Annotated in this window: 25 protein-coding genes; 20 read left to right on the forward strand and 5 right to left on the reverse strand. The window is 67.8% G+C overall.

The window, feature by feature from the left end; translation table 11 throughout:
* Nucleotides 1-122 precede the first annotated feature (122 nt).
* Together CFB49_RS02805 and CFB49_RS02810 are read left to right on the forward strand one after the other, a co-directional pair.
* On the forward strand, nt 123-896 hold the full coding sequence (locus CFB49_RS02805; protein WP_069616843.1) for an SDR family NAD(P)-dependent oxidoreductase: 774 nt from the start codon (nt 123-125) through the stop codon (nt 894-896).
* Nucleotides 897-909: 13 nt separating this feature from the next.
* Nucleotides 910-1,968 carry an L-idonate 5-dehydrogenase gene (locus tag CFB49_RS02810; RefSeq protein WP_089490660.1) on the forward strand — a complete coding sequence of 353 codons (1,059 nt, stop codon included), beginning with the start codon at nt 910-912 and terminating at the stop codon, nt 1,966-1,968.
* 102 nt (nt 1,969-2,070) lie between these two features.
* Here the strand turns inward: CFB49_RS02810 and CFB49_RS02815 are convergent, their stop codons facing one another.
* Nucleotides 2,071-2,793 carry a FadR/GntR family transcriptional regulator gene (locus CFB49_RS02815; RefSeq protein ID WP_179234852.1) on the reverse strand — a complete coding sequence of 241 codons (723 nt, stop codon included), beginning with the start codon at nt 2,791-2,793 and terminating at the stop codon, nt 2,071-2,073.
* Between the two features lie 211 nt (nt 2,794-3,004).
* On the opposite strand from CFB49_RS02815, the gene CFB49_RS02820 reads away from it, so the two are divergent.
* From CFB49_RS02820 to CFB49_RS02830, 3 genes are all read left to right on the forward strand, one after another.
* Nucleotides 3,005-4,324 carry a C4-dicarboxylate transporter DctA gene (locus CFB49_RS02820; protein ID WP_069616842.1) on the forward strand — a complete coding sequence of 440 codons (1,320 nt, stop codon included), beginning with the start codon at nt 3,005-3,007 and terminating at the stop codon, nt 4,322-4,324.
* A 104-nt stretch (nt 4,325-4,428) separates the two neighbouring features.
* The gene (alc, locus tag CFB49_RS02825; RefSeq protein ID WP_089490661.1) at nt 4,429-5,436 is read left to right on the forward strand and encodes an allantoicase; all 1,008 of its coding nucleotides are present in this window, start codon (nt 4,429-4,431) and stop codon (nt 5,434-5,436) included.
* A 13-nt stretch (nt 5,437-5,449) separates the two neighbouring features.
* Nucleotides 5,450-5,983: an ureidoglycolate lyase gene (locus CFB49_RS02830; protein ID WP_069616769.1), complete on the forward strand. Its 534-nt coding sequence runs from the start codon at nt 5,450-5,452 to the stop codon at nt 5,981-5,983.
* Nucleotides 5,984-6,074: 91 nt separating this feature from the next.
* On the opposite strand, the gene fur is transcribed toward CFB49_RS02830, so the two are convergent.
* Complete coding sequence (fur, locus tag CFB49_RS02835; protein ID WP_006400349.1) at nt 6,075-6,503, reverse strand: ferric iron uptake transcriptional regulator; 429 nt, start codon at nt 6,501-6,503, stop codon at nt 6,075-6,077.
* 141 nt (nt 6,504-6,644) lie between these two features.
* Between fur and CFB49_RS02840 the strand changes: the two genes are divergently transcribed.
* From CFB49_RS02840 to CFB49_RS02880, 9 genes are all read left to right on the forward strand, one after another.
* Entirely contained in the window at nt 6,645-7,442 is a 798-nt protein-coding gene (locus CFB49_RS02840; RefSeq protein WP_069616768.1) for an outer membrane protein assembly factor BamE, read from the forward strand.
* 65 nt (nt 7,443-7,507) lie between these two features.
* Entirely contained in the window at nt 7,508-8,305 is a 798-nt protein-coding gene (gene dapB, locus CFB49_RS02845; protein WP_069616767.1) for a 4-hydroxy-tetrahydrodipicolinate reductase, read from the forward strand.
* A gap of 18 nt (nt 8,306-8,323) precedes the next feature.
* Nucleotides 8,324-8,992, forward strand: a complete 669-nt coding sequence (locus tag CFB49_RS02850) for a MotA/TolQ/ExbB proton channel family protein (protein WP_059581034.1) — start codon at nt 8,324-8,326, stop codon at nt 8,990-8,992.
* A gap of 24 nt (nt 8,993-9,016) precedes the next feature.
* Nucleotides 9,017-9,472 (forward strand): ExbD/TolR family protein, encoded by a 456-nt coding sequence (locus CFB49_RS02855; protein WP_089490662.1) that lies wholly within the window; start codon nt 9,017-9,019, stop codon nt 9,470-9,472.
* Between the two features lie 297 nt (nt 9,473-9,769).
* On the forward strand, nt 9,770-12,364 hold the full coding sequence (leuS, locus tag CFB49_RS02860; RefSeq protein ID WP_089490663.1) for a leucine--tRNA ligase: 2,595 nt from the start codon (nt 9,770-9,772) through the stop codon (nt 12,362-12,364).
* A 38-nt stretch (nt 12,365-12,402) separates the two neighbouring features.
* Complete coding sequence (locus CFB49_RS02865) at nt 12,403-12,954, forward strand: LPS-assembly lipoprotein LptE (RefSeq protein ID WP_069616763.1); 552 nt, start codon at nt 12,403-12,405, stop codon at nt 12,952-12,954.
* Nucleotides 12,955-12,972: 18 nt separating this feature from the next.
* A complete protein-coding gene (gene holA, locus CFB49_RS02870) occupies nt 12,973-14,067 on the forward strand; it encodes a DNA polymerase III subunit delta (RefSeq protein WP_069616762.1) in 1,095 nt (364 codons plus the stop codon).
* Between the two features lie 182 nt (nt 14,068-14,249).
* A complete protein-coding gene (locus tag CFB49_RS02875) occupies nt 14,250-15,521 on the forward strand; it encodes a glutamate-5-semialdehyde dehydrogenase (RefSeq protein WP_069616761.1) in 1,272 nt (423 codons plus the stop codon).
* Nucleotides 15,522-15,544: 23 nt separating this feature from the next.
* Nucleotides 15,545-15,967, forward strand: a complete 423-nt coding sequence (locus tag CFB49_RS02880; protein ID WP_089434541.1) for a CopD family protein — start codon at nt 15,545-15,547, stop codon at nt 15,965-15,967.
* A gap of 93 nt (nt 15,968-16,060) precedes the next feature.
* On the opposite strand, the gene CFB49_RS02885 is transcribed toward CFB49_RS02880, so the two are convergent.
* Nucleotides 16,061-16,909 carry a MurR/RpiR family transcriptional regulator gene (locus CFB49_RS02885; protein ID WP_050013824.1) on the reverse strand — a complete coding sequence of 283 codons (849 nt, stop codon included), beginning with the start codon at nt 16,907-16,909 and terminating at the stop codon, nt 16,061-16,063.
* A 98-nt stretch (nt 16,910-17,007) separates the two neighbouring features.
* Between CFB49_RS02885 and CFB49_RS37120 the strand changes: the two genes are divergently transcribed.
* The 5 genes from CFB49_RS37120 to CFB49_RS02915 all read left to right on the forward strand — a co-directional run bounded on the left by CFB49_RS37120 (nt 17,008) and on the right by CFB49_RS02915 (nt 21,801).
* Nucleotides 17,008-17,109, forward strand: a complete 102-nt coding sequence (locus tag CFB49_RS37120; RefSeq protein ID WP_373453180.1) for a hypothetical protein — start codon at nt 17,008-17,010, stop codon at nt 17,107-17,109.
* A 94-nt stretch (nt 17,110-17,203) separates the two neighbouring features.
* Nucleotides 17,204-19,060, forward strand: coding sequence for a phosphogluconate dehydratase (edd, locus tag CFB49_RS02895; protein WP_089490665.1), 1,857 nt, complete (start codon nt 17,204-17,206; stop codon nt 19,058-19,060).
* A gap of 19 nt (nt 19,061-19,079) precedes the next feature.
* Entirely contained in the window at nt 19,080-19,706 is a 627-nt protein-coding gene (eda, locus tag CFB49_RS02900) for a bifunctional 4-hydroxy-2-oxoglutarate aldolase/2-dehydro-3-deoxy-phosphogluconate aldolase (protein ID WP_006483410.1), read from the forward strand.
* A gap of 216 nt (nt 19,707-19,922) precedes the next feature.
* Nucleotides 19,923-21,284 carry a GntP family permease gene (locus tag CFB49_RS02910; protein ID WP_069616759.1) on the forward strand — a complete coding sequence of 454 codons (1,362 nt, stop codon included), beginning with the start codon at nt 19,923-19,925 and terminating at the stop codon, nt 21,282-21,284.
* Between the two features lie 13 nt (nt 21,285-21,297).
* Nucleotides 21,298-21,801: a gluconokinase gene (locus CFB49_RS02915; RefSeq protein WP_059581058.1), complete on the forward strand. Its 504-nt coding sequence runs from the start codon at nt 21,298-21,300 to the stop codon at nt 21,799-21,801.
* A 71-nt stretch (nt 21,802-21,872) separates the two neighbouring features.
* Here the strand turns inward: CFB49_RS02915 and CFB49_RS02920 are convergent, their stop codons facing one another.
* Nucleotides 21,873-22,520, reverse strand: coding sequence for a TetR/AcrR family transcriptional regulator (locus tag CFB49_RS02920; protein WP_089490666.1), 648 nt, complete (start codon nt 22,518-22,520; stop codon nt 21,873-21,875).
* A 276-nt stretch (nt 22,521-22,796) separates the two neighbouring features.
* On the opposite strand from CFB49_RS02920, the gene CFB49_RS02925 reads away from it, so the two are divergent.
* Entirely contained in the window at nt 22,797-24,218 is a 1,422-nt protein-coding gene (locus CFB49_RS02925) for an NAD(P)/FAD-dependent oxidoreductase (protein ID WP_089490667.1), read from the forward strand.
* Between the two features lie 73 nt (nt 24,219-24,291).
* Here CFB49_RS02925 and purB read toward each other — a convergent pair whose 3' ends face one another.
* Nucleotides 24,292-25,680, reverse strand: coding sequence for an adenylosuccinate lyase (gene purB, locus CFB49_RS02930; protein ID WP_050013818.1), 1,389 nt, complete (start codon nt 25,678-25,680; stop codon nt 24,292-24,294).
* Nucleotides 25,681-25,818: the final 138 nt, after the last annotated feature.

The following is a 25,818-nucleotide window of genomic DNA, read 5'->3' on the forward strand; positions in this document are numbered from 1 at the left end:
AATTTTCATGATAACCGGATCAAAAAAGACCATTGGCGTGGACCGGGCCGGCGGCCGAAGATACCGTCAACGCGAGACCGGCCGCGACGGGCAGCCGGCTCGACTGGCACGAGGAGACATCCATGACCCACGCGCTTGACCGGTTCCGCCTCGACGGCCGCCGCGCGCTGATTACCGGTTCCGGCCGCGGGATCGGGCTGACGCTCGCCCGCGGGCTCGCGGAAGCCGGCGCGGCAATCGTCATCAACGATCGCAATGAAGAGAAGGCCGCGACGCTCGCGCGCCAGTTCCGCGACGAAGGCTTCGCGGCCGACCACGCGGTGTTCGACGTGGCCGAGCACGCGCAGGTACGCGCGGCGGTCGACGATTTCGAGGCGCGCGTCGGCGCGATCGACATCCTGGTGAACAACGCGGGCATCCAGCGCCGCGCGCCGCTCGACGCATTCGACCCGGACGACTGGCATGCGCTGATGCGCGTGAACCTCGACGGCGTGTTCAACGTCGCGCAGGCCGTCGCGCGGCACATGATCGCGCGCGGCCGCGGCAAGATCATCAACATCTGCTCGGTGCAGAGCGAGCTCGCGCGGCCGACGATCGCGCCGTACGCGGCGACCAAGGGCGCGGTGCGGATGCTGACCAAAGGGATGTGCGCGGACTGGGCGCGCCACGGTATCCAGGCGAACGGGCTCGCGCCCGGTTATTTCGAAACCGAACTGAATCGCGCGCTGGTCGACGACGCGGCGTTTTCGGACTGGCTGTGCAAGCGCACGCCGGCCGGCCGCTGGGGGCAGGTCGACGAGCTGTGCGGCGCGGCGATCTTTCTCGCGTCGGCCGCATCCGATTTCGTGAACGGCCAGACGCTGTTCGTCGATGGCGGGCTGACGAGCGCCGTCTGACAAGGAGAATGTCGTGCGTATGCGTTGCATGTGTGTCGTGATCCACGGGCCGAACGACCTGCGGGTCGAGGAGCAGGACGCGGGCGAGATTGGCCCGGGCCAGGTGCGCGTCGACGTCGCGATGGGCGGCATCTGCGGTTCTGACCTCCATTACTTCCGGCATGGCGGCTTCGGCGCGATCCGGCTGCAGCAGCCGATGGTGCTCGGCCACGAGGTAGCCGGCACGGTCGCGGAAGTGGCGCCGGACGTGACGTCGGTGCAGGTCGGCGACCGCGTCGCGGTCAATCCGAGCCGGCCGTGCGGCGCATGCCGCTACTGTCTGGAAGAGCTGCCGAACCAGTGTCTCGACATGCGCTTCTACGGCAGCGCGATGCGGATGCCGCACGTGCAGGGCGCGTTCCGTAACGCGCTCGTGTGCGACGCGGTGCAATGCGTGAAGGTCGCCGACCACGTGCCGCTGTCGCTCGCGGCGCTGGCCGAGCCGTTCGCGGTCGGGCTGCACGCGGTGTCGCGCGCGGGCCCGCTGATCGGCAAGCGCGTGCTCGTGTCGGGTTGCGGGCCGATCGGCGTGCTGGCGGTTGCGGCGGCGCGCGTGCACGGTGCGGCGGAGATCGTCGCGACCGACGTCGTCGACGCGCCGCTGGACGTGGCGCGCGCGCTCGGCGCGGACCGGGCGATCAACGCGGCGGCCGATAGCGGCTGGGTCGAACGCTACAGCGCCGGCAAGGGCACGTTCGACGTGATGATCGAGTGTTCTGGCAATGCGCGCGCGCTGCGCGACGGGCTGGACGTGATGCGGCCGCGCGGTGTCGTCGTGCAGCTCGGGCTCGGCGGCGACGTGAGCCTGCCGCAGAACGTCGTGGTCGCGAAGGAGCTGTCGATCTGCGGCTCGTTCCGCTTCCACGCGGAATTCGCGCTGGCGGTGCAACTGATCAACGCGGGGCGCGTCGACCTGCGGCCGGCCGTCACGCGCGTGTTCCCGATGCGCGATGCGAACCTCGCGTTCGAACTGGCGGGCGACCGCCAGCGTGCGATGAAGGTGCTGATCGATTTCGCGAACGAGGCCGCTTGACGGTGCGGCGTTAGCGTCGCGACGGCAGCGGCGCCGTTGGCAAAAAGGCACGCCCGCGATGCGCGGCGCGTGCCTTTTTCGTCGGGCGTCGGCGCGGGAGGGTTACGCGCCGGGCGTCGGGAAGAAGACGCCTGCGCGCTGCGCGGCGTTCGCGATGTGCGTTTCGATCGCGGTGCCGGCGGCGGCCGCATCGCGCGCGATCAGCGCGTCGACGATCGCGCGGTGCTCGTGCCACGTCGACAGCAGCAGCTCGCGCCGGTAGAAGGGCATGCGCTGGCTTTCCTTCATGATGTCCGCGCTGCTGCGCAGGATCGACTCGATCGCGGCGTTGCCGGCCAGATGGATGATCCGCATGTGAAAGTCGAAGTCGAGCCGCGATGCCTCGTCGAGCGCGCTGTCGGTCAGCGCGACGTGCAGGTCGGCGAGGTTGTCCTCGAACCACGCGATGTCGTCGTCGCTGACGACGTGCGCGGCCATCCGCGCGGCGAACCCTTCGAGCGCGTAGCGCATCTGGTAGGTGTCGGGCGGTGACGACTGCTCGGCGAATCGCCACGGATGCGCGGCCGACGCCTGCGCGCTTTCGACGTACACGCCCTTGCCCGCGCGGATGCGCAGCATCCCGAGCGCCTCGAGCGTCGACAGCGCCTCGCGCAGCGACGCGCGGCTGATCTCCAGCTCCTCGGAGAGCTGGCGCTGGGCCGGCAGCAGGCTGCCGACCGGGTACACGCCTGCCTCGATCCGGTCGCGGATCGTTGCGATGGCGGTGTCGGTCACGGTATGCGGAACATTTTTCATGGTGTGAACGATGGCCGGTCTGACCGGCATTGTAATCCGCACGCAGGCCGTGTACGACCGGCTACGGGAAAGCCACGATCCGCCCCTTTTCGACGCGCCGCCCGCACGTGCGCGGGGGCGGGAAATCCCTATTTTGTCCGTCCTTGACGCGACTATATCGGCTTCCTACTATCCACCATAACATCACTGGTCTTACCAGTATGAACAGACGAAACTGCAACCGTTGGATCGGGAGAGCGCCGTGTCGAAATTCCTCAATTCGCTGTTTGGCCGGGTAGTCGTCGCACTGATACTCGGGGTCGCGCTCGGCGCGTTCTTCCCGCATTTCGCCGAGTCGCTGCGCCCGCTCGGCGACGGCTTCCTGAAGCTGATCAAGATGGTCATCGGCCCGATCGTGTTCTGCGTCGTGGTGAGCGGAATGGCGAATGCGGGCGACCTGAAGAAGGTCGGCCGGGTCGGCCTGAAGGCCGTCGTCTACTTCGAGGTGATGACGACGCTCGCGCTCGGCATCGGGCTCGTGCTCGCATGGGTCACGCGCCCGGGCGTCGGGATGAACATCGACCTGCGCTCGCTCGATGCGGCGTCGCTGTCGACGTACGCTAAAAACGCCGAAAGCCTGAAGGACACGGCCGGCTACCTGATGAAGATCATCCCCGACACCGCGATCGACGCGTTCGCGAAGGGCGACATCCTGCAGATCCTCGTGTTCGCGGTGCTGTTCGGCTCGGCGCTGTCGCTGCTCGGCGACAAGGCGCAGCGCGTCAATTCGCTGATCGAGGAACTGTCGCACGTGTTCTTCCGGATCATCGGCTTCATCATCAAGCTCGCGCCGCTCGGCGTGCTCGGCGCGATCGCGTTCACGACCGGCAAGTACGGCGTCGCGTCGCTCAAGCAACTCGGCTACCTGGTTGCGGTGTTCTACCTGAGCTGCTTCGTGTTCGTCACGGTCGTGCTCGGCGTGGTGATGCGGCTCGCGGGCTTCTCGGTGTTCAAGCTGATCCGCTACCTGCGCGAGGAACTGTCGATCGTGCTCGGCACGGCGTCGTCGGACGCGGTGCTGCCGCAGGTGATGAGCAAGCTCGAATACATGGGCATCAAGGATTCGACGGTCGGCCTCGTGATCCCGACCGGCTATTCGTTCAATCTCGACGGCTTCTCGATCTACCTGACGCTCGCCGTGCTGTTCATCGCGCAGGCCACCAACACGCCGCTGTCCACGCACGACCTGATCGTCGTGCTGCTCGTGTCGCTCGTCACGTCGAAGGGCGCGCACGGCATTCCCGGCTCGGCGATCGTGATTCTCGCGGCGACGCTGTCGGCGATTCCCGCGATTCCGGTGCTCGGCCTCGTGCTGATCCTGCCGGTCGACTGGTTCGTCGGCATCGCCCGCGCGCTGACCAACCTGATCGGCAACTGCGTCGCGACGGTGGTCGTCGCGGTATGGGAGAACGACATCGACCGCGCCCGCGCGACGCGCGTGCTGAACCGCGAGCTGCGCTACGTGGCCGACGCGCCGGGCGGCGCCGCACCGGTCGCAGGCGATCAGGCCCACGCGCTCTGAGCGCGACGCCCGGGCGGCGCGGCTTCCCCGGCCGCGCCGCGCGACCGAACTTCATGCGACCGGCGCGCTGATGCGCCGGCGCTCCTCAAAACGATGGAGACGACATGGCAGCCCCCATTCTCGATCCGAACGCGCCGGCTTTCACGCGGCGCTACATGAACCTCGCCGACCCGCGCCTCGGCGCGCAGGCGCTCTTCGCCAGCGACGAATTCTTCGCGCCGAAGGAGCGCATGCTCGATCCCGAGCCGGCCGTGTTCATTCCCGGCAAGTACGACGACCACGGCAAGTGGATGGACGGCTGGGAAACGCGCCGCAAGCGCACGACCGGCCACGATTTCTGCGTGGTGCGCCTCGCGCGGCCGGGCGTGATCCATGGCGTCGATCTCGACACGAGCCACTTCACCGGCAACTTTCCGCCGGCCGCGTCGATCGAGGCCTGCGCGGTGGACGGCGACACGCCGCCCGACGACGCCGAGTGGCGCACGATCGTTCCCGCGACGACGCTGCAGGGTAATTCGCATCACTACGTGAGCGTCGCCGATGCGCGGCCGGTCACGCACCTGCGCGTGAACCTGTATCCGGACGGCGGGCTGGCGCGGCTGCGCGTGTACGGCCAGCCGCAGCGCGACTGGCGTCACGTGCCGGCGGGCGAGCTCATCGATCTCGCGGCGATCGAGAACGGCGGCTATCTCGTGGCGGCGAACAACCAGCACTTCGGCCCGGCCTCGCAGATGCTGATGCCGGGGCGCGGCGCGAACATGGGCGACGGCTGGGAAACGCGGCGCCGCCGCGAGCCCGGCAACGACTGGGCGATCGTCGCGCTCGCGCGGCCGGGCATCATCCGGCGCGTCGAGGTCGATACGGCGTTCTTCAAGGGCAATTTCCCCGACCGCTGCTCGCTGCAGGCCGCGCACGTGACGGGCGGCACCGACGATTCGCTCGTCACGCAGGCGATGTTCTGGGCCGAACTGCTCGGCGAGCAGAAGCTGCAGATGGACCACGTGCACACGTTCGACCAGCTCGCGGCGCTCGGCCCCGTCACGCACGTGCGGTTCAACATCTTCCCGGACGGCGGCGTGTCGCGCCTGCGTCTGTGGGGCGAGCCGGCTTGAAGGAGGCAGCGGCATGAGCGGAACCCCGATCCTGCGCGTCGAGCGCCTGACCCGCGAAGCGTTCGCGCCGTTCGGCGACGTGATCGCGCTCGAAGGCGCGCGGCATTTCCCGATCAACGGCGGCACGACCGAGCGCTTTCACGATCTCGCGACGATCGATGTGTGCGCGGACGGCGGTCGGCCGCTCGTCAGCGTGTTTCGTGCGCAGCCGCGCGCGCTGCCGGTCGCGGTCACGCTGATGGAGCGCCATCCGCACGGCAGCCAGGCGTTCATCCCGCTCGCGGCGGTGTCGCGCTACGCGATCGTCGTCGCGCCGGCCGGCGAATTCCGGCCCGACGCGATGCGCGCTTTCCTGGCCGAGGGCTGGCAGGGCGTCAATTATGCGAAGGGCGTCTGGCACCATCCGCTGCTCGCGCTCGACGCGGTCAGCGATTTCGTGATCGTCGATCGCGGCGGCCCGCAGCCGAACTGCGACGAGATCCCGCTGGAGCGCGCGTGGGCGCTCGATCTCGAGCCGGCCTGCGCGCGCGCCGAAGGGCTTTCGTAAGCATGCCGGGCGCACGGCACGTGCGCCGAAAAAGCACACGGCCCGGGCGGCGAGATGCCGGCCGGGCCGTGCTGTGTGCGGGTGGCGCGATTCAGTGCTTGCGGTGCGGGCAGTTCTCGGTCGTGCACGAACCGTACATCGCGAGCGAGTGCTCCTGGAGCCGGAAGCCGCGCTCCTTCGCGATCGCCTGCTGGCGGCTCTCGATCTCGGCGTCGAAGAATTCCTCGACGCGGCCGCAATCGAGGCACACGAGGTGGTCGTGGTGCGAACCTTCGTTCAGCTCGAACACCGCCTTGCCGGATTCGAAGTTGCTGCGCGACAGCAGGCCGGCCTGCTCGAACTGCGTGAGCACGCGATAGACGGTGGCGAGCCCGATGTCGAGCTGCTCGTTGAGCAGGTTGCGGTAGACGTCTTCGGCCGTCAGGTGACGCACGGGGCTCTGCTGGAAAATCTCGAGAATCTTGAGGCGCGGTAGGGTGGCCTTTAGCCCGATATTCTTGAGATCCGTCGGATTGGTCATGGCTAGGCATCCCTAGAGTACAATGCAGGGCTTCAATGTTACCGGCTTTTCGCCGTTCCAGATATACGCGCGGCCTGCACGCGGGCCAGCACGGTGAAGGAAATGATCCCAGAATCGCTTTCGCACTTTCAGAGGAGTCGCATGCGGAGTGCCATCATCGCTGCCGCCGCCGTCGTCGCGCTGGCGGGTTGTTCGTCGTACGACAGCGTGACGCAGCGCATCGCGCAGAGCATCACGCCGTATCGGATCACCGTCGTGCAGGGCAACTTCGTGTCGCAGGAGAAGGCCGCACAGTTGCAGGTCGGCATGACGCGCGAGCAGGTCCGCGCACTGCTCGGCACGCCGCTGCTCGCGGACATGTTCCACGCGGATCGCTGGGATTACCTCTTCTACTTCAAGCGCGGCTCGACGTCGATCGTCCAGCAGCGCGACCTCGTCATCAACTTCTCGGGCGATCGCGTCGCGAGCTGGACCGGCGCCGACAACCTGCCGTCCGAGCTCGACCTGCTCGCCGACATCGACGGCGACCGCGGCGGCAAGAAGGCGAAGGCCGCTGCCGCGGCGAAGAAGGCGTCCGAAGCCGCGGCGGCTGCGAGCGCCGCGCAGGCTGCTGCTGCCGCGAGCCCGGCCGCCGAGCCGGCGTCCGGCGCGGTGGTCGACCAGGATGCGAACGCGCAGGCGGCGCGCGCGGCGAACCGCGCGACCAACCAGGTGTCGGGCCAGGGTTCGGCGTCGCGCCGGTTCACGCCGGCCGCGCAGGCCTCGGGCGGCGCGCCCGTACCGGGCGGCCAGCCGCCGGGCGCCGCGCCGGCGATCCAGCCGCAGTTCCAGTTCCATCGTCCGCCGCAGCCGAACGCGACGAACGAAGCGGCGCCGCCGGTCGGCCCGCAAGGCTCGGACAACCTGCAGAACCAGCCGCTCACCGCACCGGCGCAGTAAGCGGCCGGCGTGCGGAAACGGGGCGGCATGCGCCGCCCGCCTTTAGACCTGTCGTGTAGAAAGCCATGAAGATTGCGATTGCCGGTGCATCGGGCCGAATGGGCCGGATGCTGATCGAAGCCGTTCTCAACGATGCCGACGCGCAGCTCGTCGGCGCGCTCGACCGCGCCGGTTCGCCGTTCCTCGGCCAGGATGCCGGTGCGTTTCTCGGCAAGGACACCGGGATCAGGCTGACCGACGACCTCGACGCCGTGTTCGCGCAGGCCGACTATCTGATCGATTTCACGCGTCCGGAAGGCACGATGGCGCACATCGAGGCCGCGTTGCGCCACGATGTGAGGCTCGTGATCGGCACGACCGGCTTCAGCGCCGAGCAGAAGGCCGAGCTGCAGGCCGCGGCGGCCAAGATCGGCATCGTGTTCGCGGCGAACATGAGCGTCGGCGTGAACGTCACGCTGAAGCTGCTCGAATTCGCGGCGCAGCATTTCTCGCACGGCTACGACATCGAGATCATCGAAGCGCATCACCGCCACAAGGTCGACGCGCCGTCGGGCACCGCGCTGATGATGGGCGAGGCCGTCGCCGGCGCGCTCGGCCGCTCGCTCGACGACTGCGCGGTGTACGGCCGCCACGGCGTGACGGGCGAGCGCGATCCGTCGTCGATCGGCTTTGCCGCGGTGCGCGGCGGCGACATCGTCGGCGACCACACCGTGCTGTTCGCCGGGATCGGCGAGCGCATCGAGATCACGCACAAGTCGTCGAGCCGCGTGTCGTACGCGCAGGGCGCGTTGCGTGCGGTCCGCTTCCTGTCGGCGCGCGGCGCCGGCCTGTTCGACATGCAGGACGTGCTCGGCCTGCGCTGACCCCGCGAGGAAACTCCGATGGCGATTCCCACCGGCGTTGTCCACTACCTCGAAAGCGGCGATGCGATCACGCATGCCGTCGCCTATGTGCTGCTGGCGATGTCCGTCGCCAGCTGGTGCTTCCTCTTCATGAAAGCCTGGCTGCTGGTCCGCGCGAAGCGGCAGGGGCCGCGCGCGCTCGCCGCGTTCTGGCGCGCGCCGTCGCTCGACGCGGGCATCGCCGCGCTGGCCGGCGCCGATCGCGAGCGCGTGTTCGTGCCGCTCGCCGAAGCCGCGCGCGACGCGGCCGACGACCACGACCCGGCCGCGCTGGCCGCGCGCGTCGAGCGCGGCGAACGCGTGCTGCGCGCGTTGCGTCATGCGATGCTGCGCTCGCAGCGGCGCCTCGAATTCGGCCAGGTGCTGCTCGCGTCGATCGGCAGCACCGCGCCGTTCGTCGGGCTGCTCGGCACCGTGTGGGGCATCTATCACGCGCTCGGCAGCATCGCCGCAAGCGGGCAGGCGCAGATCGAGAACGTCGCGGGGCCGGTCGGCGAGGCGCTGATCATGACCGCGTTCGGGCTCGTCGTCGCGATTCCCGCGGTGCTCGCGTACAACATCCTCGGCCGGCTCGTCCGGCAACTCGCCGAGGAACTCGACGGCTTCGCGCGCGATCTGCACGTATTCGTGTGCGCGCAGGGCGCCTGACGCGCCGGCTCCGGAGGAACGACCATGGCATTCGGCGGGCTCGAGCACCACAAGACGTCCGCGCCGATGGCGGAGATCAACATGACGCCGCTGATCGACGTGATGCTCGTGCTGCTCGTCATCTTCATCATCACCGCGCCGCTGATGACGCATGCGATCCGGCTCGACCTGCCGAAGGTCGCGGCGAGCGTCGCGCGCGACACGCCGCAGTCCGTCACGCTGTCGATCGACGACGCGGGCAAGCTCTACTGGGACGACGCGCCCGTGGCGCTCGACGCGCTGCCCGCGCGGTTCCGGGCCGCCGCCGCGGGCGCCGCGCCGCCCGAGTTGCGGCTGCGCGCGTCGCGCGCGACGCGCTACGACGTGATCGCGCAGGTGATGGGCGCCGCGCAGGCCGCGGGGCTCACGCGGATCGGCTTCGTGACCGACGTGCCGCCGGCGGGTACCGCGGCGCCCGCCGCCGCGGGCGCGCAACACTGATGCGCCGGCGAACCGCCGCGCGGATGATCATCACGCGGGTCCGCGCCCGCCGCGGGAACGGGCCGCGCGCCGCAAGACCGGCCGGATGGGCCGGCGCTGACGGTATAATCAACGTTTTTCCCGGTTGGCAGGTTTTTTCCAGGTAACCCGGAATTTTCCCGGTAACCCGGAAAATATCCGGAAACCCCGAACAGGTCCCGCAACAGCGAACCTGCAGTGCCGCCGGGCACGCACGATTTTCGATCCAATCCTGCGCGCGAGCCGTCGCGCCGCTTAAAGCCTAGCCCGAACCACACCATGCACGAGAGATACGTACCCGCCGACGTCGAAGCCGCCGCCCAGGGCGACTGGCGCGCAGCCGATGCCTACAAGACGAAGGAAGATTCGCAGAAGCCGAAGTTCTACTGCGTGTCGATGCTGCCGTATCCGTCCGGCAAGCTGCACATGGGTCACGTGCGCAACTACACGATCAACGACGTGATGTACCGCTATCTGCGGATGAACGGCTACAACACGCTGATGCCGATGGGCTGGGACGCGTTCGGGATGCCGGCCGAGAACGCCGCGATGGCGAACGGCGTGCCGCCCGCGAAGTGGACCTACGACAACATCGACTACATGAAGGGCCAGATGCAGTCGATGGGCCTCGCGATCGACTGGTCGCGCGAGATCGCGACGTGCAAGCCCGAGTACTACAAGTGGAACCAGTGGCTGTTCCTGAAGATGCTCGAGAAGGGCATCGCGTACAAGAAGACGGGCACCGTGAACTGGGACCCGGTCGACCAGACCGTGCTCGCGAACGAGCAGGTGATCGACGGCCGCGGCTGGCGCTCGGGCGCGCTCGTCGAGAAGCGCGAGATCCCGATGTACTACCTGCGCATCACGCAGTACGCGGATGAGCTGCTGAACGACCTCGACGGCCTCGGCTGGCCCGAGCGCGTGAAGATCATGCAGCAGAACTGGATCGGCAAGAGCTTCGGCGTGAACTTCGGCTTCCCGTACGAACTCGACGGCGAGCAGAAGCTGCTGCGCGTGTTCACGACGCGCGCCGACACGATCATGGGCGTCACGTTCTGCGCGATCGCGGCCGAGCACCCGCTCGCCACGCGCCTCGCGCAGGACAAGCCGGAACTGCTCGCGTTCATCGAAGAATGCAAGCGCGGCGGCGTCGCCGAGGCCGACGTCGCGACGATGGAGAAGAAGGGTGTCGCGACCGGCTTCTCGGTCAAGCACCCGCTCACCGGCGAGCCGGTCGAGGTGTGGATCGGCAACTACGTGCTGATGAGCTATGGCGAAGGCGCGGTGATGGGCGTGCCGGGCCACGACGAGCGCGATTTCGCGTTCGCGAAGAAATACGATCTGCCGATCAAGCAGGTGATCGCGAGCGAAGGGCAGACGTACTCGCTCGACGCATGGCAGGAGTGGTACGGCGACAAGGAAACCGCGGTCTGCGTGAACAGCGGCAAGTACGACGGCCTGCGCTACGCGGAAGCGGTCGATGCGGTCGCCGCCGACCTGAACGCCGGCGGCTTCGGCGACAAGCAGGTCACGTGGCGCCTGCGTGACTGGGGCGTGTCGCGCCAGCGCTACTGGGGCACGCCGATTCCGATCATCCACTGCCCGTCGTGCGGCGACGTGCCGGTGCCGGAGCAGGACCTGCCCGTCGTGCTGCCGGAAGACCTCGTGCCGGACGGCTCGGGCAACCCGCTCGCGAAGTCGGAAGCGTTCCTGAACTGTTCGTGCCCGAAGTGCGGCGCGGCCGCGAAGCGCGAAACCGACACGATGGACACCTTCGTCGATTCGTCGTGGTACTTCTCGCGCTACACGTCGCCGGACGCCGAGACCATGGTCGACGCGCGCACCGATTACTGGATGCCGATGGATCAATACATCGGCGGCATCGAGCACGCGATCCTGCATCTGCTGTATTCGCGCTTCTGGACCAAGGTGATGCGCGACCTCGGCCTCGTGAAGTTCGGCGAGCCGGCGAAGAACCTGCTCACGCAGGGGATGGTGCTGAACGAGACGTACTACCGCGAAGACGCGGCGGGCAAGAAGACCTGGTACAACCCGCTCGACGTGACGGTCACGCACGACGACAAGGGCCGCCCGGTCGGCGCGACGCTGAATGCGGACGGTCAGCCGGTGGTGCTCGGCGGCATCGAGAAGATGTCGAAGTCGAAGAACAACGGCGTCGATCCGCAACTGCTGATCGACCAGTACGGCGCCGATACCGCGCGTCTGTTCACGATGTTCGCCGCGCCGCCGGAGCAGCAGCTCGAGTGGTCGGGTGCGGGCGTCGAAGGCGCGAGCCGCTTCCTGCGCCGCGTGTGGAGCTTCGGCTACGGCAATCGCGAAGCGCTCGCCGCCCGCGCCGGTTTCGACGCAGCGACGCTCGGCGATGCCGACAAGGCGCTGCGCCGCGAGATCTACAGCGTGCTGAAGCAGGCTGATTTCGACTACCAGCGCCTGCAGTACAACACGGTCGTGTCGGCCGCGATGAAGATGCTGAACGCGATCGACGGCGCGAAGGGCGCGACGCCCGCCGTGCTGCGCGAGACGTACGGCGTGCTGCTGCGCGTGCTGTACCCGGTCGTGCCGCACGTCACGTTCGAGCTGTGGAAGGCGCTCGGCTACGCGGACGAATTCGGCCCGCTGCTCGATGCGCCGTGGCCGAAGGTCGACGAGGCCGCGCTCGAGCAGGCCGAGATCGAACTCGTGCTGCAGGTGAACGGCAAGGTGCGCGGCGCGCTGAAGGTCGCGAAGGACGCGAGCCGCGACGCGATCGAAGCGGCGGCGGTGGCCGACGAGGCATTCGCGAAATTCAGCGACGGCAAGCCGGCGAAGAAGATCGTCGTCGTGCCGGGCCGCCTCGTGAACATCGTCGTCTGACGGCCGCCGGCCGTCGGACGTACCCAGAAGGAGCGAAGGTGATCCGCAGATCGTTTTTGATGCTCGTCGGCAGCGCGGTCGTGCTGTCGGCATGCGGCTTCCAGTTGCGCGGCCAGCAGGACTACGCGTTCAAGCACCTGTTCGTGGCCGGTGCGCCGGCGTCCGTCGGGGCGCGGCTCACGCGCCTCGTCGAGGCCGGCAGCGACACGAAGATCGTCAAGTCGGCGGACGACGCCGACGCCGTGCTGCGCATGTGGGAGTCGCGTGGCCAGAACACGCTGACGCTCAACAAGTACGGCTCCGCGCAGGAATACGCGCTGTTCTACACGCTGAACTACACGCTGACCAGCAAGGACGGCACCGTGCTGATCCCGCCGAGCGCGATCGCGCTGAACCGCGCGATGACGTACAGCGACCAGTACACGAACGCGAAGGCGCAGGAAGCCGACATCCTGTACGGCGACATGCAGAACGACGCGGTCGATCAGCTGATGCGGCGTCTCGCGATCGTCCATTCGCTGACGCCGGCGCCGGAGGACGTGGTGCCGGGCGTGGCGCCGCGCGCGCCGCTGCCGCCGCCGCCGCTCTGATCGCGGGCGCACGCAGCGATGCAATTGCGACTTGATGCGCTGGAGCCGCACCTCGCGAAGGGGTTGGCCGGGCTCTATACCGTCTACGGCGACGAGCCGCTGCTCGCGCAGGAAGCGTGCGACCGCATTCGTGCGGCCGCGCGCGCGGCCGGCTTCACCGAGCGTTCGGTGCATACGGTCGAGCGCGGCTTCGACTGGAGCGTGCTGCTCGGCGCGACCCAGGCGATGTCGCTGTTCGGCGAGCGCCAGCTGATCGAGCTGCGCATTCCGTCGGGCAAGCCGGGCAAGGAGGGCGCCGATGCGCTGAAGACGCTCGCGGCCACGCCCAATCCGGACGCGCTGATGCTCGTCACGTTGCCGCGCCTCGACGCGGCCACGCAGAAATCCGCATGGTTTACCGCGCTGCAGAACGGCGGCGTCGCGCTGAAGATCGATCCGGTCGATCGTGCGCAACTGCCGAACTGGATCGGCCAGCGTCTGTCGATGCAGGGCCAGCGCGTCGCGTCCGGCGACGACGGGCGGCGCGCGCTGCAGTTCATCGCGGAGCGCGTCGAGGGCAACCTGCTCGCCGCGCACCAGGAAATCCAGAAGCTCGGGCTGCTGTATCCGCAGGGCGCGCTGTCGTTCGAGCAGGTGCACGACGCGGTGCTGAACGTCGCGCGCTACGACGTGTTCAAGCTGAACGAAGCGATGCTCGCCGGCGACGCCGCGCGGCTCGCGCGGATGATCGACGGGCTGAAGGGCGAGGGCGAGGCGATCGTGCTCGTGATGTGGGCCGTCGTCGAGGAACTGCGCACGCTGCTGCGGATCAAGCGCGGCACGACGGCCGGCAAGCCGCTCGCGACGCTGCTGCGCGAGAACCGCGTGTGGGGGCCGCGCGAGCGGCTGATCGCGCCCGCGCTGAACCGCGTGTCGGAAGCGGTGCTCGAAAAGGCGCTCGCGTTTGCCGCGAAGCTCGACCGGCAGGTCAAGGGGCTCACGGCCGTCACGCCGGGCCGCCGCACGCAGGACGAACCGCCGCCCGACCCGTGGGACGGGCTGTTCCAGCTCGCGATGACGGTCGCGGGCGCCCGCGGCGAGCGACCGCCGACCGCGGGTCGCGTGCGACGCTAAGTCCCGTTCGGGCCTTCAGCGCGCGCTGCGCAACCCGCTTACAATGCTTTGATGACCGGGGCGCCGCCCGGCGCGGCGCGGTTTGGCGGCCGTTACCCCGCCGGATGGCCGTCCCCGGATGGCCGTCCCGCTTCCCCCACGAATTCATGCCGCTCCGCGCGGCTCGCTTCTCGAGTCACACGATGGATATCGATCAGTACATGACCGACCTGGGCCGTCGCGCCCGGCACGCTTCCCGCGCGATGGCGCGCGCCAGCACGGCCGCGAAGAACGCGGCGCTCGACGCCGTGGCCCGCGCGATCGAACGCGACGCGCAGGCGCTGAAGGATGCGAATGCACGCGACGTCGCCCGCGCCCGTGAAAAAGGGCTCGATGCGGCGTTCGTCGACCGCCTGACGCTGTCGGACAAGGCGCTGAACACGATGGTCGAAGGGCTGCGCCAGGTTGCGTCGCTGGCCGATCCGATCGGCGAGATCGGCAACCTGAAGTTTCGCCCCAGCGGGATCCAGGTCGGCCAGATGCGCGTGCCGCTCGGCGTGATCGGCATCATCTACGAGTCGCGCCCGAACGTGACGATCGATGCGGCCGCACTGTGCCTGAAGTCGGGCAACGCGACGATCCTGCGCGGCGGCTCCGAAGCGCTCGAGTCGAACGCGGCGCTCGCGAAGCTGATCGGCGAAGGGCTCGAAGCGGCCGGGCTGCCGCAGGATGCGGTGCAGGTCGTCGCGACGGCCGATCGCGCGGCGGTCGGCAAGCTGATCACGATGACCGAATTCGTCGACGTGATCGTGCCGCGCGGCGGCAAGAGCCTGATCGAACGGCTGATCAACGAGGCACGCGTGCCGATGATCAAGCACCTCGACGGCATCTGCCACGTGTACGTCGACGATCGTGCCGATCTCGCGAAGGCGCTGACCGTCTGCGACAACGCGAAGACGCATCGCTACGGCACCTGCAACACGATGGAGACGCTGCTCGTCGCGAGCGGCATCGCCGCGCAGCTGCTGCCGCCGCTCGGCACGCTGTATCGCGACAAGCAGGTCGAACTGCGCGTCGATGCGGCCGCGCGCGCGGTGCTCGCCGATGCGGGCATCGGCCCGCTCGTCGACGCGACGGAAGAAGACTGGCATACCGAATATCTGGCGCCGGTGCTCGCGATCAAGGTCGTCGACGGCCTCGACGCCGCGATCGAGCACATCAACCACTACGGCTCGCATCACACGGATGCGATCGTCACCGAGGATCACGACCGCGCGATGCGCTTCCTGCGCGAAGTCGATTCGGCGAGCGTGATGGTCAACGCGTCGACGCGCTTCGCGGACGGTTTCGAATTCGGCCTCGGCGCGGAAATCGGCATCTCGAACGACAAGCTGCACGCACGCGGCCCCGTCGGCCTGGAGGGGCTGACGTCGCTGAAGTACGTCGTGCTCGGGCACGGCGAAGGCCGTCAGTAAGTCAACCGCGAGGCGCACAATCGATGGCAATGCTCTGGGTCAAGACGTTCCATGTCGTTCTGATCGCCGCGTGGTTCGCGGGGCTCTTCTACCTGCCGCGCATCTACGTGAACCTGGCCATGGAGACCGATCCGGCCGCGGTGCGGCGCCTGCTGCTGATGGCGCGCAAGCTGTTCCGCTTCATGACGATGATCGCGGTGCCCGCGCTCGCGTGCGGGCTATGGCTGTGGCTCGTGATCGGCATCGGGCAGGGGCAGGGCTGGATTCACGCGAAGGTGACGGTGGTGTTGCTGCTGATCGTCTACCACGCGTATTGCGGGCACCTGCTGCGGGTGTTCGAGCGCGGCGAGAACCGCCGCACCGACAAGTGGTATCGCGTGTTCAACGAGCTGCCGGTGCTCGGCATGCTCGCGGCGGTCGCGCTGGTCGTGATCAAGCCGTTCTGAGCGGCGCGGCCGGCGAGTACGCCGCCATCGAATCATGTGCGACGGCGCCCCTCGGGGCGCCGTTCGTCGTTTACGCGCGGCGTTTCGCGACGGCTAGTCCTTGGTCGGGTCGTCGATCCGGCGCCGCGTGATCGCCTCCTTCGCGCGGCCGACCCGTTCCATCAGCGCCGGCCCGCGCGACAGCGCGACGCCGACCGCGAGGATGTCGCCGATCGCGAGATGCGACATCCGCGACGTCATCGGCGAGAACACGTCCGTTTCCTCGGCGACGTTCGACGCGAGGCTGACCGTCGCGAGCTTCGCGAGCGGCGAATGGCTCTGCGTGATCGCGACGACTTTCGCGCCGCACGCGAGCGCGGAGCGCGCGGCGTCGACGATGTCGCGCGTGCGGCCGGTGTTCGAGATCGCGACGACGACGTCGTGCGGCCCGAGCAGCGCCGACGACATCGAGAACGTGTGCGGATCCGAATACGCGACGCTCGGCACGCCGAGCCGGAAGAACTTGTGCTGGATGTCCTGCGCGGCGATGCCTGAGCCGCCGGCGCCGTAGAACTCGATGCGCGACGCGTTCGACAGCAGCGCGATCGCATCGGCGACGCTGCCCGCCGACAGGCTGTTGCGTACCTCGATCAGCGCGCCGATCGTGCGGTCGAACACCTTGCCGATGATGCCGGGCGCCGGCTCGTCGGGCTCGACGTCGCGGTATACGGACGACACGCCGGGCGCGACGCTCTGCGCGAGCCGGATCTTGAATTCGCGAAAGCCGCTGCAGCCGAGCGCCTGGCAGAAGCGTGCGATGGTCGGCTGGCTGACGCCCGCGCGGGTCGACAGCTCGGTCATCGCGAGGTCGAGCACCTCGCGCGGCGCGGCGAGGATGTAGTCGGCGAGCTTGCGCTCGGACGGGCGCAACTCGGCGCGGATCGCTTCAATGCGGGGCAGCATGGGACGGCATGTCGAAATCAGGTTCGGATGAGCGAGTGTATCGCACTCAAATTGTAGAAAATCTACATGAAAATACTAGCGCAATCGCACTGGTTTGGATGCGAGGCCAGCCACGCGAATTAGGGTTTTTACTGATTGGAGCCTTGCTGGTAGCGGGAATAACGGTTGCACGTACGTCGATCCACATTGCGTGCTTGTAGTTTTTCTACTAGACTTGCTTCGTTCGATCGACGAAGCTCGACCGTCCCCACGATTCCAACCGCCGGTGTCGGCCGGCATACAGGAGCGCCCAGCATGACGTCGCTGCACCCCACTCTGGCGAAGGTCACCGAACGCGTGATCGCCCGCAGCCAATCGACCCGTTCCGCCTATCTGCAGCGCATCGACGGCGCGCAAGGCAAGTTCCCGGCACGCGGCGCGCTGTCGTGCGCGAACCTCGCGCACGGCTTCGCGGGCCTCGAGGGGAACGACAAGTTCTCGATCAAGGCGATTCGCGAGCCGAACATCGGCATCGTGTCCTCGTACAACGAGATGCTGTCCGCGCACGCGCCGTACAAGGATTTTCCCGACATCATCAAGGCGGCCGCGCGCGAGAACGGCGGGGTCGCGCAATTCGCGGGCGGCGTGCCGGCGATGTGCGACGGCGTCACGCAGGGCAACCCGGGGATGGAGCTGTCGCTGTTCTCGCGCGAAGCGATCGCGATGGGCACGGCGATCGCGCTCACGCACAACATGTTCGACGCGGCGCTCTGCCTCGGCATCTGCGACAAGATCGTGCCGGGCCTCCTGATCGGCGCGCTGCAGTTCGGCCATCTGCCGACGATCTTCGTGCCGGCCGGCCCGATGACGAGCGGCCTGTCGAACGACGACAAGGCGAAGATCCGCCAGCAGTTCGCGACCGGCCAGGTCGGCCGCGACGCGCTGCTCGAAGCCGAATCGGCCGCGTATCACGGCCACGGCACCTGCACGTTCTACGGCACCGCGAACAGCAACCAGATGCTGATGGAGCTGATGGGCCTGCACCTGCCGGGCTCGGCCTTTGTCCATCCGCACACGCCGCTGCGCACCGCGCTGACGGCCGAGGCTGCGCGCCGCGTGCTCGACCTGACCGTCGAGCGCGGCCAGTACACGCCGATCGGCCATGTGATCGACGAGAAGGCGATCGTCAACGGGATCGTCGCGCTGCTCGCGACGGGCGGCTCGACCAATCACACGCTGCACCTCGTCGCGATCGCGCGCGCGGCCGGCATCCTGATCGACTGGAACGACTTCGACGAGCTGTCGGCGGTCGTGCCGCTGCTCGCGAAGATCTACCCGAACGGCAAGGCCGACGTGAACCATTTCCACGCGGCGGGCGGTGTCGCGTTCCTGGTGCGCAACCTGCTCGAAGGCGGGCTGCTGCACGAGGACGTGACGACGGTCGCCGGCAAGGGCCTTGCGCACTACACGAAGGAGCCGAAGCTCATCGACGGCAAGCTGACGTGGGTCGACGGCGCGGCCGAGAGCCACGACACGAAGGTGCTGCGCGGCATTCGCGACCCGTTCCAGCCGGACGGCGGCCTGCGCCTGATGCAGGGCCGGCTCGGCCGCGGCGTGATCAAGATCTCGGCGGTCGCGCCCGAGCACCGCAAGGTGAAGGCGCCCGCGATCGTGTTCGACTCGCAGGAAGCCGTGCAGGCAGCGTTCGATCGCGGCGAGCTGAAGCGCGATTTCGTCGCGGTGGTGCGCTTCCAGGGCGCGCGCGCGAACGGCATGCCCGAACTGCACCGTTTGACGCCGCTGCTCGGCGTGCTGCAGGATCAGGGCTTCCACGTCGCGCTGGTCACCGACGGCCGCATGTCGGGCGCGTCGGGCAAGGTGCCGGCCGTGATCCACGTGTCGCCGGAAGCGCTGCTGGCCGGCCCGATCGGCAAGGTGAAGACGGGCGACATGCTCGTGATCGACGCGGAGGCCGGCGTGCTCGACATCGAGGTCGACGACGCCGAATGGCACGCGCGCCCGGTCGCGCAGCCGCAGCACCAGGCCGAGAACGAAGTGGGTTTCGGCCGCGAACTGTTCGGCGTGTTCCGCGCGGCGGCCGCACCGGCCGAGCAGGGCGCATCGGTTTTCGGGACGCTGGTCGGCGAAACGGCCGCCAGCGTCGCCGCATGAATTTCAAGGAGCCAATTCAATGAAGACGATTGCTGAAATCGTGAAGCTGGGCCCGGTCATTCCGGTGCTCGCATTCGACTCGGTCGAGCAGGGCGAAAACGTGTCGCGCGCATTGCACGCGGGCGGCGTGAAGGTGCTCGAGATCACGCTGCGCACGCCGGCGGGCCTCGAGGCGATCCAGCGCGCGAGCCAGCTCGCGGACGACATCGTCGTCGGCGTCGGCACGATCACGAAGCCCGAGCACTGCGCGCAGGCCAAGCGCGCGGGCGCGACGTTCGGCGTGTCGCCTGGCCTGACGAAGGAACTGCATCTCGCGTCGCTCGACGCGGGCTTGCCGCTGTTGCCGGGCGTGATGACGCCGAGCGACATCATCCAGGCGCTCGAATTCGGCTACGACATCGTGAAATTCTTCCCCGCGCAGCAGGCGGGCGGCGTGCCGATGCTGCAGGCGTTCCACGGCCCGTTCCCGGCGCTGAAGTTCTGCCCGACCGGCGGCATCACGGTCGATACGGCGCCGAACTTCCTGAAGCTGCCGAACGTCGTGTGCGTCGGCGGCTCGTGGCTCACGCCGAAGGCCGCGCTCGCCGCGCAGGATTGGGCCGAAGTCACGCGCCTCGCGCAAGCGGCGAGCCAGTTGCCGCGCTAATGCTTGTATGAAATGAAGAATCGACCCTCGGAAGCAAGCGTTAATGCTTGTTTTTCCGAGGGTTTTTGCTGATGGAACCGGTTCTATCCGCAGATCGCAAAGATAAGTAAAATTCAGCGTCCTGACGGGGGGGTACCCCCGTGTTTCGGAGACCTGCATAGCCGGGCATACTCGCAACGACTCGCCCGGTTCGAACAATTCTAGGAGGAGTGCCACATGGGGGCCGTCCAAGGCAGCATGCTGCTCGTATTCACGCTGATCGCGATTGCCGCGCTGATCCTGATGATCGCGCGCTACAAGATCTACCCGTTCCTGGTGCTGATCATCGTTTCGCTCGGCCTCGGCCTCGTCGTCGGCATGCCGATGGACAAGATCGTCAAGTCGTTCGAAACGGGTACCGGCGGCACGCTCGGCCACATCGCGATCGTCGTCGGCCTCGGCACGATGCTCGGCAAGATGATGGCCGAATCGGGCGGCGCCGAGCGGATCGCGACCACGCTGATCGACTGGTTCGGTGAAAAGAACATCCACTGGGCGATGATGTTCGTCGCGATCATCGTCGGCCTGCCGGTGTTCTTCGAAGTCGGCTTCGTGCTGCTGATCCCGATCGCGTTCAACGTCGCGAAGCGCACCGGCAAGTCGCTGCTCGTCGTCGGCTTGCCGATGGTGGCCGGCCTGTCGGTCGTGCACGGACTGATCCCGCCGCACCCGGCCGCGCTGCTGGCCGTCCAGCAATACGGCGCCGATATCGGCAAGACGATCGCATTCGGCCTCGTCGTCGGCGTGCCGACCGCGATCATCGCGGGCCCGCTGTTCGCGCTGATGATCTCGAAGTTCGTGAAGCTGCCGGAAAACAACCCGCTCGCATCGCAATTCGTCGATTCGAACGCGGATGGCCGCAAGCGCGAACTGCCGAGTTTCGGCATCACGCTGTTCACGATCCTGCTGCCCGTCGTGCTGATGCTCGTCGGCAGCTGGGCCGACCTGGTGTTCACGCCGAAGTCGCTGCCGAACAACCTGCTGCGTTTTGCCGGCAACTCCGACGTCGCGCTGCTGATCGCCGTGCTCGTGAGCTTCTGGACCTTCGGCGCGAAGCAGGGCTTCAACCGCGACCAGATCCAGAAGTTCTGCGGCGAGTGCCTGGCGCCGATCGCCGGCATCACGCTGATCGTCGGCGCGGGCGGCGGTTTCGGCGGCGTCCTGCGCGACAGCGGGATCTCGCAGCAGATCGTCGAAACCGCGAAGCACGCGCACCTGTCGCCGCTGCTGCTCGGCTGGTTCGTCGCGGCGCTGATGCGTCTCGCGACGGGTTCGGCGACGGTCGCGATGACCACCGCCTGCGGCATCGTCGCGCCGATCGCGGCGGCGTCGGGCGCGGCGGTCCGGCCGGAGCTGCTCGTGCTCGCGACGGGCTCGGGCTCGCTGATCTTCTCGCACGTGAACGACGGCGGCTTCTGGCTGATCAAGGAATATTTCGGGATGACGGTCGGCCAGACGTTCAAGACCTGGTCGCTGCTTGAAACCATCATCTCGGTGCTCGGTCTGAGCTTTACGCTGCTGCTGAGCGTGGTTCTGTAACAAGGGGTAGTCAATGATTCTGATCGCAATGGGCGTGTCGGGCGCGGGCAAGTCGCGAATCGGCGAAATGCTGGCGGAACGCCTGTCGTGCAGCTATACCGATGGCGACGCGTTTCACAGCGCGGCGAACAAGGAAAAGATGCACCACGGCATTCCGCTGACCGATGAAGACCGCTGGCCGTGGCTGCGCACGATCCGTGCGGCCATCGAGGAAAAGCAGCGCGCGGGCGAAACGGCCGTGTTCACGTGCTCGTCGCTGAAGCGCTCGTACCGCGACGTGCTGCGCGGCACCGACACCGACGTGCGGTTCGTGTATCTGAAGGGTTCGTTCGAGGTGCTGCAGGAGCGCCTGAAGAGCCGCACCGGCCATTTCTTCGATCCGTCGCTGCTGAAGAGCCAGCTCGACACGCTCGAGGAGCCGGGTCCGGACGAAGCGATCGAAGTCAGCATCGAGCTGACCCCCGAGCAGATCGTCGATCAGGTCATGCTGAAGATCGGCCTCGCGCATCAGCACTGAGCGCGGTTCGCGGTCATCGTCATCGAAAAGGCGCCTTCGGGCGCTTTTTTCGTTGGCGGCGCGGACGCCGGTCAGGCCATGTGTGTGCGTTGCGCGATGCCGTCGAGCAGCACGTCGAGCATCGTGTCGTGCACGACCGCCGGATCGAGCTGCGCATAGAGCGGCGCGGCCGACTTGACGAGCGGATGCGCGGCGTCGGAGAGCGCGTGCATTTCCGCGAGCTCGACCTCGTTCGCGGGACGCGTGAGGCCGCCCGCTTCGGCGGCGGCCAGGCCGATCACGCTCGCGTACCAGCCGACGCATACCGACGGCAGCGCCGCGCGCGGGATGCCGGCGTCGGTCAGCGCGCGATGCACGGCCTCGATGTGCGCGAGGTCGGCCGGCCCCGTGCTCATGTGCCGCTGCAGTAGCGCGAACGCGGCCGGGTAGCGCAGCGCGAGCGCGCGGTACTGGCGCGCGAGGTCGCGCAGCCGTTCGCGCCACGGCAGTGACGGATCGACCGGCACGAGCGAGCGCGACAGCGCATTCGCGATCGCGCGGCTCAGGCCGTCCTTCGACTTGAAGTGATACAGCACGCTCATCGGGTCGCAGCCGACCGATTGCGCGAGCTTGCGCACGCTGAACGCGGCTTCGCCGACGTCTTCGAGCAGCGCGAGCGCGGCCGCGACGAGCGCGTCCTTGTCGAGGCCGCGCGGCCCCGGGGCGGGTTTGTCTTTCATCGAGGCAGGCGGGCAGGCCGGCGTGGTACCGGCTGTAAACTTGACGAAAGCTTATTCTACACTGTAGAATTATTTCTGCGGTGTAGAAATTGGGTGTCCCGGCACCTTTCAATACGTGCTTTCGCACAGTCCGGGATCCAGGCGGCACGAGCGTGCCGCCGTCAACACGGGCCATCGCGCCCCCTTTCTCGTTGACCCCCATGTGGAACCGGCTGCCCCCACCCGCGAAGCCAGCAGGCTCTTCGACAGGCGGCCCAAGACCATGCAAGTGCAATCATGACGTCCAACAACAAGCCCTTGATCCAGGGCGAAGCGCGTTTCGAGCAAACGCAACTGAACATCGAAAAAGACAACTGGAACTGGTGCGATCCGGCCCGCTACGACGGCGAACGCCCGGCCAACTGGTACGAGGCGTCGTTGTCGCGCCATGAAAACAGCGCGCCGCTCGCGCACGACGCCGTCTGCGACGTGCTCGTGATCGGCGCGGGCCTGCTCGGCGCATCGGCCGCGCTGCATCTCGCGGAAGCGGGCGTCGACACGATCCTCGTCGACAAGCATCACGTCGGATCGGCCGCGTCGGGCCGCAACGGCGGGCAACTGACGCCCGGCCTCGCGCGCTGGGAAGCCGCCGACATGATCGAGAACCTGTCGCACGACGACGCGAAGCGGCTGTGGCGCTTCGCGTCGGCCGAATCGATGGAGCTGATCGACGGGATCGGCGCGCGTTACGCGCTCGATCTCGACCGCAAGCGCGGCCACGTGACGGCGGCGGTCCACCCCGGCCACATGAGCGCGCTGCTCGACGGCGCGGATGCGCGCCGCCATCTCGGCGATGCGGGCGTGACGCTCGTCGGCCGCCATCAGCTGCACGACGAATACGTGCGCTCGGGGCTGTATCACGGCGCGGCGATCGACGCGATCGGCGGGCAGATTCACCCGCTCGCGCTGGTGCGCGGCCTCGTGCACGGCTTCCGGCTGAACGGCGGCGCGCTGTTCGAAGGCACCGAAGTGCTCGAGCTCGACGAGACGCCCGCCGGCGTCGTCGCGACGACGCCGGGCGGCACCATCACCGCACGCAAGGGGGTGGTGCTCGCGCTGCACAACACGACGTTCCGTTTGCTCGACGACGGCGCGGCGACCACGGTGCCGTTCTTCACGTACGTGAGCGTGACGGCGCCGCTCGACGTCGACGTCGCGACGCTGATGCCGGCCGGCATGCCGGTGTACGACACGCAGTTCCAGATCGACTACTACCGGCCGGTGCGCGGCAACCGCCTGCTGTTCGGCGGGCAGGGCACCGGCAGCTGCTGGGCGCAGCCCGACGTCAACGCGTATCTGCTGACGCGGCTGAACGCGGTGTTTCCACAGCACGACGACCGCTTCGCGCTCGACTACTGCTGGAGCGGCGTCAGCGACTTCACGCTGAACGGCGCGACCGACAGCCGCAAGACCGACGGCCGCGTGCCGATGTACATGGTGCAGGGCTGGAGCGGGCACGGCGTTGCCCAGACGGTGCGGATCGGCAAGGCGATCTGCGACGATTTCGTCGGCCGCAACGACGACTTCTCGATGCTCACGGGCATCGACCATCGCGCGATTCCGCTCGGCCGGCAGCTGTCGCCGATCGCGATTCCCGCCGCGAAGGCCGCGATGAGCGTGATGAGCGCGCTCAACCCGGGGCGGATGATCTCGTTCTGACCGGCCCAAAAGCAAAAAGCCCGATGCGAAGGCAATTCGCATCGGGCTTTTTTGCGTCAGTTGACGGCGGCGCTTACGCGATCCGCTTCGCGAGTTCGACGGCCTTGCCGATGTACGACGCCGGCGTCATCGCGAGCAGGCGATCCTTCGCATCCTGCGGGATCGCGAGCGTGCCGACGAATTCCTGCAGCGCTTCGCGCGTGATGCCCTTGCCGCGCGTCAGTTCCTTCAGCTGCTCGTACGGGTTCTCGATGCCGTAGCGGCGCATCACCGTCTGCACCGGCTCCGCGAGCACTTCCCAGCAGTTGTCGAGATCTTCGTTCAGGCGCTGCGGGTTCACTTCGAGCTTGTCGAGGCCGCGGATCAGCGAGTCGTACGCGAGCAGCGAGTAGCCGAGCGCGACGCCCATGTTGCGCAGCACCGTCGAGTCGGTCAGGTCGCGCTGCCAGCGCGACACCGGCAGCTTGTCGGCGAGGTGGCGCAGCGTCGCGTTCGCGAGGCCGAGGTTGCCTTCCGAATTCTCGAAGTCGATCGGGTTGACCTTGTGCGGCATCGTCGACGAGCCGATTTCGCCCGCCTTCGTCTTCTGCTTGAAGTAGCCGACCGAGATGTAGCCCCACACGTCGCGGTCGAGGTCGAGCAGGATCGTGTTCGCGCGCGCCACGGCGTCGAACAGTTCGGCCATGTAGTCGTGCGGCTCGATCTGGATCGTGTACGGGTTGAACGTGAGCTTCAGGCGGTTTTCGATCACGTCGCGCGAGAACGCTTCCCAGTCGAATTCCGGATACGCGGACAGGTGCGCGTTGAAGTTGCCGACCGCGCCGTTCATCTTGCCGAGGATCTCGACCTTCTCGATGCGCGCGATCGCGCGGGCGAGGCGCGCGGCGACGTTCGCGAGTTCCTTGCCGAGCGTCGTCGGGCTGGCCGGCTGGCCGTGCGTGCGCGACAGCATCGGCTGTTCGGCGTGCGCGTGCGCGAGCGCGACGAGGCGCTGGTAGACCGTGCGCAGCGCCGGCAGGATCACGTGTTCGCGCGCGCCGGCGAGCATCATCCCGTGCGACGTGTTGTTGATGTCCTCGGACGTGCACGCGAAGTGGATGAATTCGCTCGCCTTCTCGAGTTCGGCCTGGCCCTTCACCGATTCCTTCAGCCAGTATTCGACGGCCTTCACGTCGTGATTCGTCACGCGCTCGATTTCCTTGATGCGCGCGGCGTCGTGCGCGGTGAAGCGCTCGGCGAGCTGCAGCAGGAACTGCTCGGAGGCTTCCGAGAAGCGCGGGACTTCCGCGAAGCCGGCGCGCGACAGCGCGATCAGCCAGTGCACCTCGACGGTGACGCGGTGGCGCATGAAGGCGGCTTCGGAGAGCCAGTCGCGCAGCGCTTCGGTCTTGCTGGCGTAGCGGCCGTCGATGGGCGAGAGCGCGGTGAGGGCGAAAAGCGTATCGGGACGAGTGTCGGACATGATCGGGCAGGGCCTTTGGGGGCCGGGGCGAACGAGGGGAGGAGAATCCGACATTTTACCATCGGCGCGCGTCGATTCAGGCCGAACCGGTCCGGCCGCGCTTGCCGCGGGCGCACGACGCCCGGGCGGCGCGCGAAC

The organism is Burkholderia sp. AU17457 (genome assembly GCF_002223255.1).
In the GTDB taxonomy this organism is placed as follows: domain Bacteria; phylum Pseudomonadota; class Gammaproteobacteria; order Burkholderiales; family Burkholderiaceae; genus Burkholderia; species Burkholderia sola.

Excerpts from the sequence above, each read along its gene's own strand:
- CFB49_RS02805 (WP_069616843.1), top strand. The coding sequence starts at position 123 with ATGACCCACGCGCTTGACCGGTTCCGCCTCGACGGCCGCCGCGCGCTG.
- CFB49_RS02815 (WP_179234852.1), bottom strand. The coding sequence starts at position 2,793 with ATGCCGGTCAGACCGGCCATCGTTCACACCATGAAAAATGTTCCGCAT.
- alc (WP_089490661.1), top strand. The coding sequence starts at position 4,429 with ATGGCAGCCCCCATTCTCGATCCGAACGCGCCGGCTTTCACGCGGCGC.
- CFB49_RS02830 (WP_069616769.1), top strand. The coding sequence starts at position 5,450 with ATGAGCGGAACCCCGATCCTGCGCGTCGAGCGCCTGACCCGCGAAGCG.
- fur (WP_006400349.1), bottom strand. The coding sequence starts at position 6,503 with ATGACCAATCCGACGGATCTCAAGAATATCGGGCTAAAGGCCACCCTA.
- CFB49_RS02840 (WP_069616768.1), top strand. The coding sequence starts at position 6,645 with ATGCGGAGTGCCATCATCGCTGCCGCCGCCGTCGTCGCGCTGGCGGGT.
- dapB (WP_069616767.1), top strand. The coding sequence starts at position 7,508 with ATGAAGATTGCGATTGCCGGTGCATCGGGCCGAATGGGCCGGATGCTG.
- CFB49_RS02850 (WP_059581034.1), top strand. The coding sequence starts at position 8,324 with ATGGCGATTCCCACCGGCGTTGTCCACTACCTCGAAAGCGGCGATGCG.
- CFB49_RS02855 (WP_089490662.1), top strand. The coding sequence starts at position 9,017 with ATGGCATTCGGCGGGCTCGAGCACCACAAGACGTCCGCGCCGATGGCG.
- leuS (WP_089490663.1), top strand. The coding sequence starts at position 9,770 with ATGCACGAGAGATACGTACCCGCCGACGTCGAAGCCGCCGCCCAGGGC.
- holA (WP_069616762.1), top strand. The coding sequence starts at position 12,973 with ATGCAATTGCGACTTGATGCGCTGGAGCCGCACCTCGCGAAGGGGTTG.
- CFB49_RS02875 (WP_069616761.1), top strand. The coding sequence starts at position 14,250 with ATGGATATCGATCAGTACATGACCGACCTGGGCCGTCGCGCCCGGCAC.
- CFB49_RS02880 (WP_089434541.1), top strand. The coding sequence starts at position 15,545 with ATGGCAATGCTCTGGGTCAAGACGTTCCATGTCGTTCTGATCGCCGCG.
- CFB49_RS02885 (WP_050013824.1), bottom strand. The coding sequence starts at position 16,909 with ATGCTGCCCCGCATTGAAGCGATCCGCGCCGAGTTGCGCCCGTCCGAG.
- CFB49_RS37120 (WP_373453180.1), top strand. The coding sequence starts at position 17,008 with ATGCGAGGCCAGCCACGCGAATTAGGGTTTTTACTGATTGGAGCCTTG.
- edd (WP_089490665.1), top strand. The coding sequence starts at position 17,204 with ATGACGTCGCTGCACCCCACTCTGGCGAAGGTCACCGAACGCGTGATC.
- eda (WP_006483410.1), top strand. The coding sequence starts at position 19,080 with ATGAAGACGATTGCTGAAATCGTGAAGCTGGGCCCGGTCATTCCGGTG.
- CFB49_RS02910 (WP_069616759.1), top strand. The coding sequence starts at position 19,923 with ATGGGGGCCGTCCAAGGCAGCATGCTGCTCGTATTCACGCTGATCGCG.
- CFB49_RS02915 (WP_059581058.1), top strand. The coding sequence starts at position 21,298 with ATGATTCTGATCGCAATGGGCGTGTCGGGCGCGGGCAAGTCGCGAATC.
- CFB49_RS02920 (WP_089490666.1), bottom strand. The coding sequence starts at position 22,520 with ATGAAAGACAAACCCGCCCCGGGGCCGCGCGGCCTCGACAAGGACGCG.
- CFB49_RS02925 (WP_089490667.1), top strand. The coding sequence starts at position 22,797 with ATGACGTCCAACAACAAGCCCTTGATCCAGGGCGAAGCGCGTTTCGAG.
- purB (WP_050013818.1), bottom strand. The coding sequence starts at position 25,680 with ATGTCCGACACTCGTCCCGATACGCTTTTCGCCCTCACCGCGCTCTCG.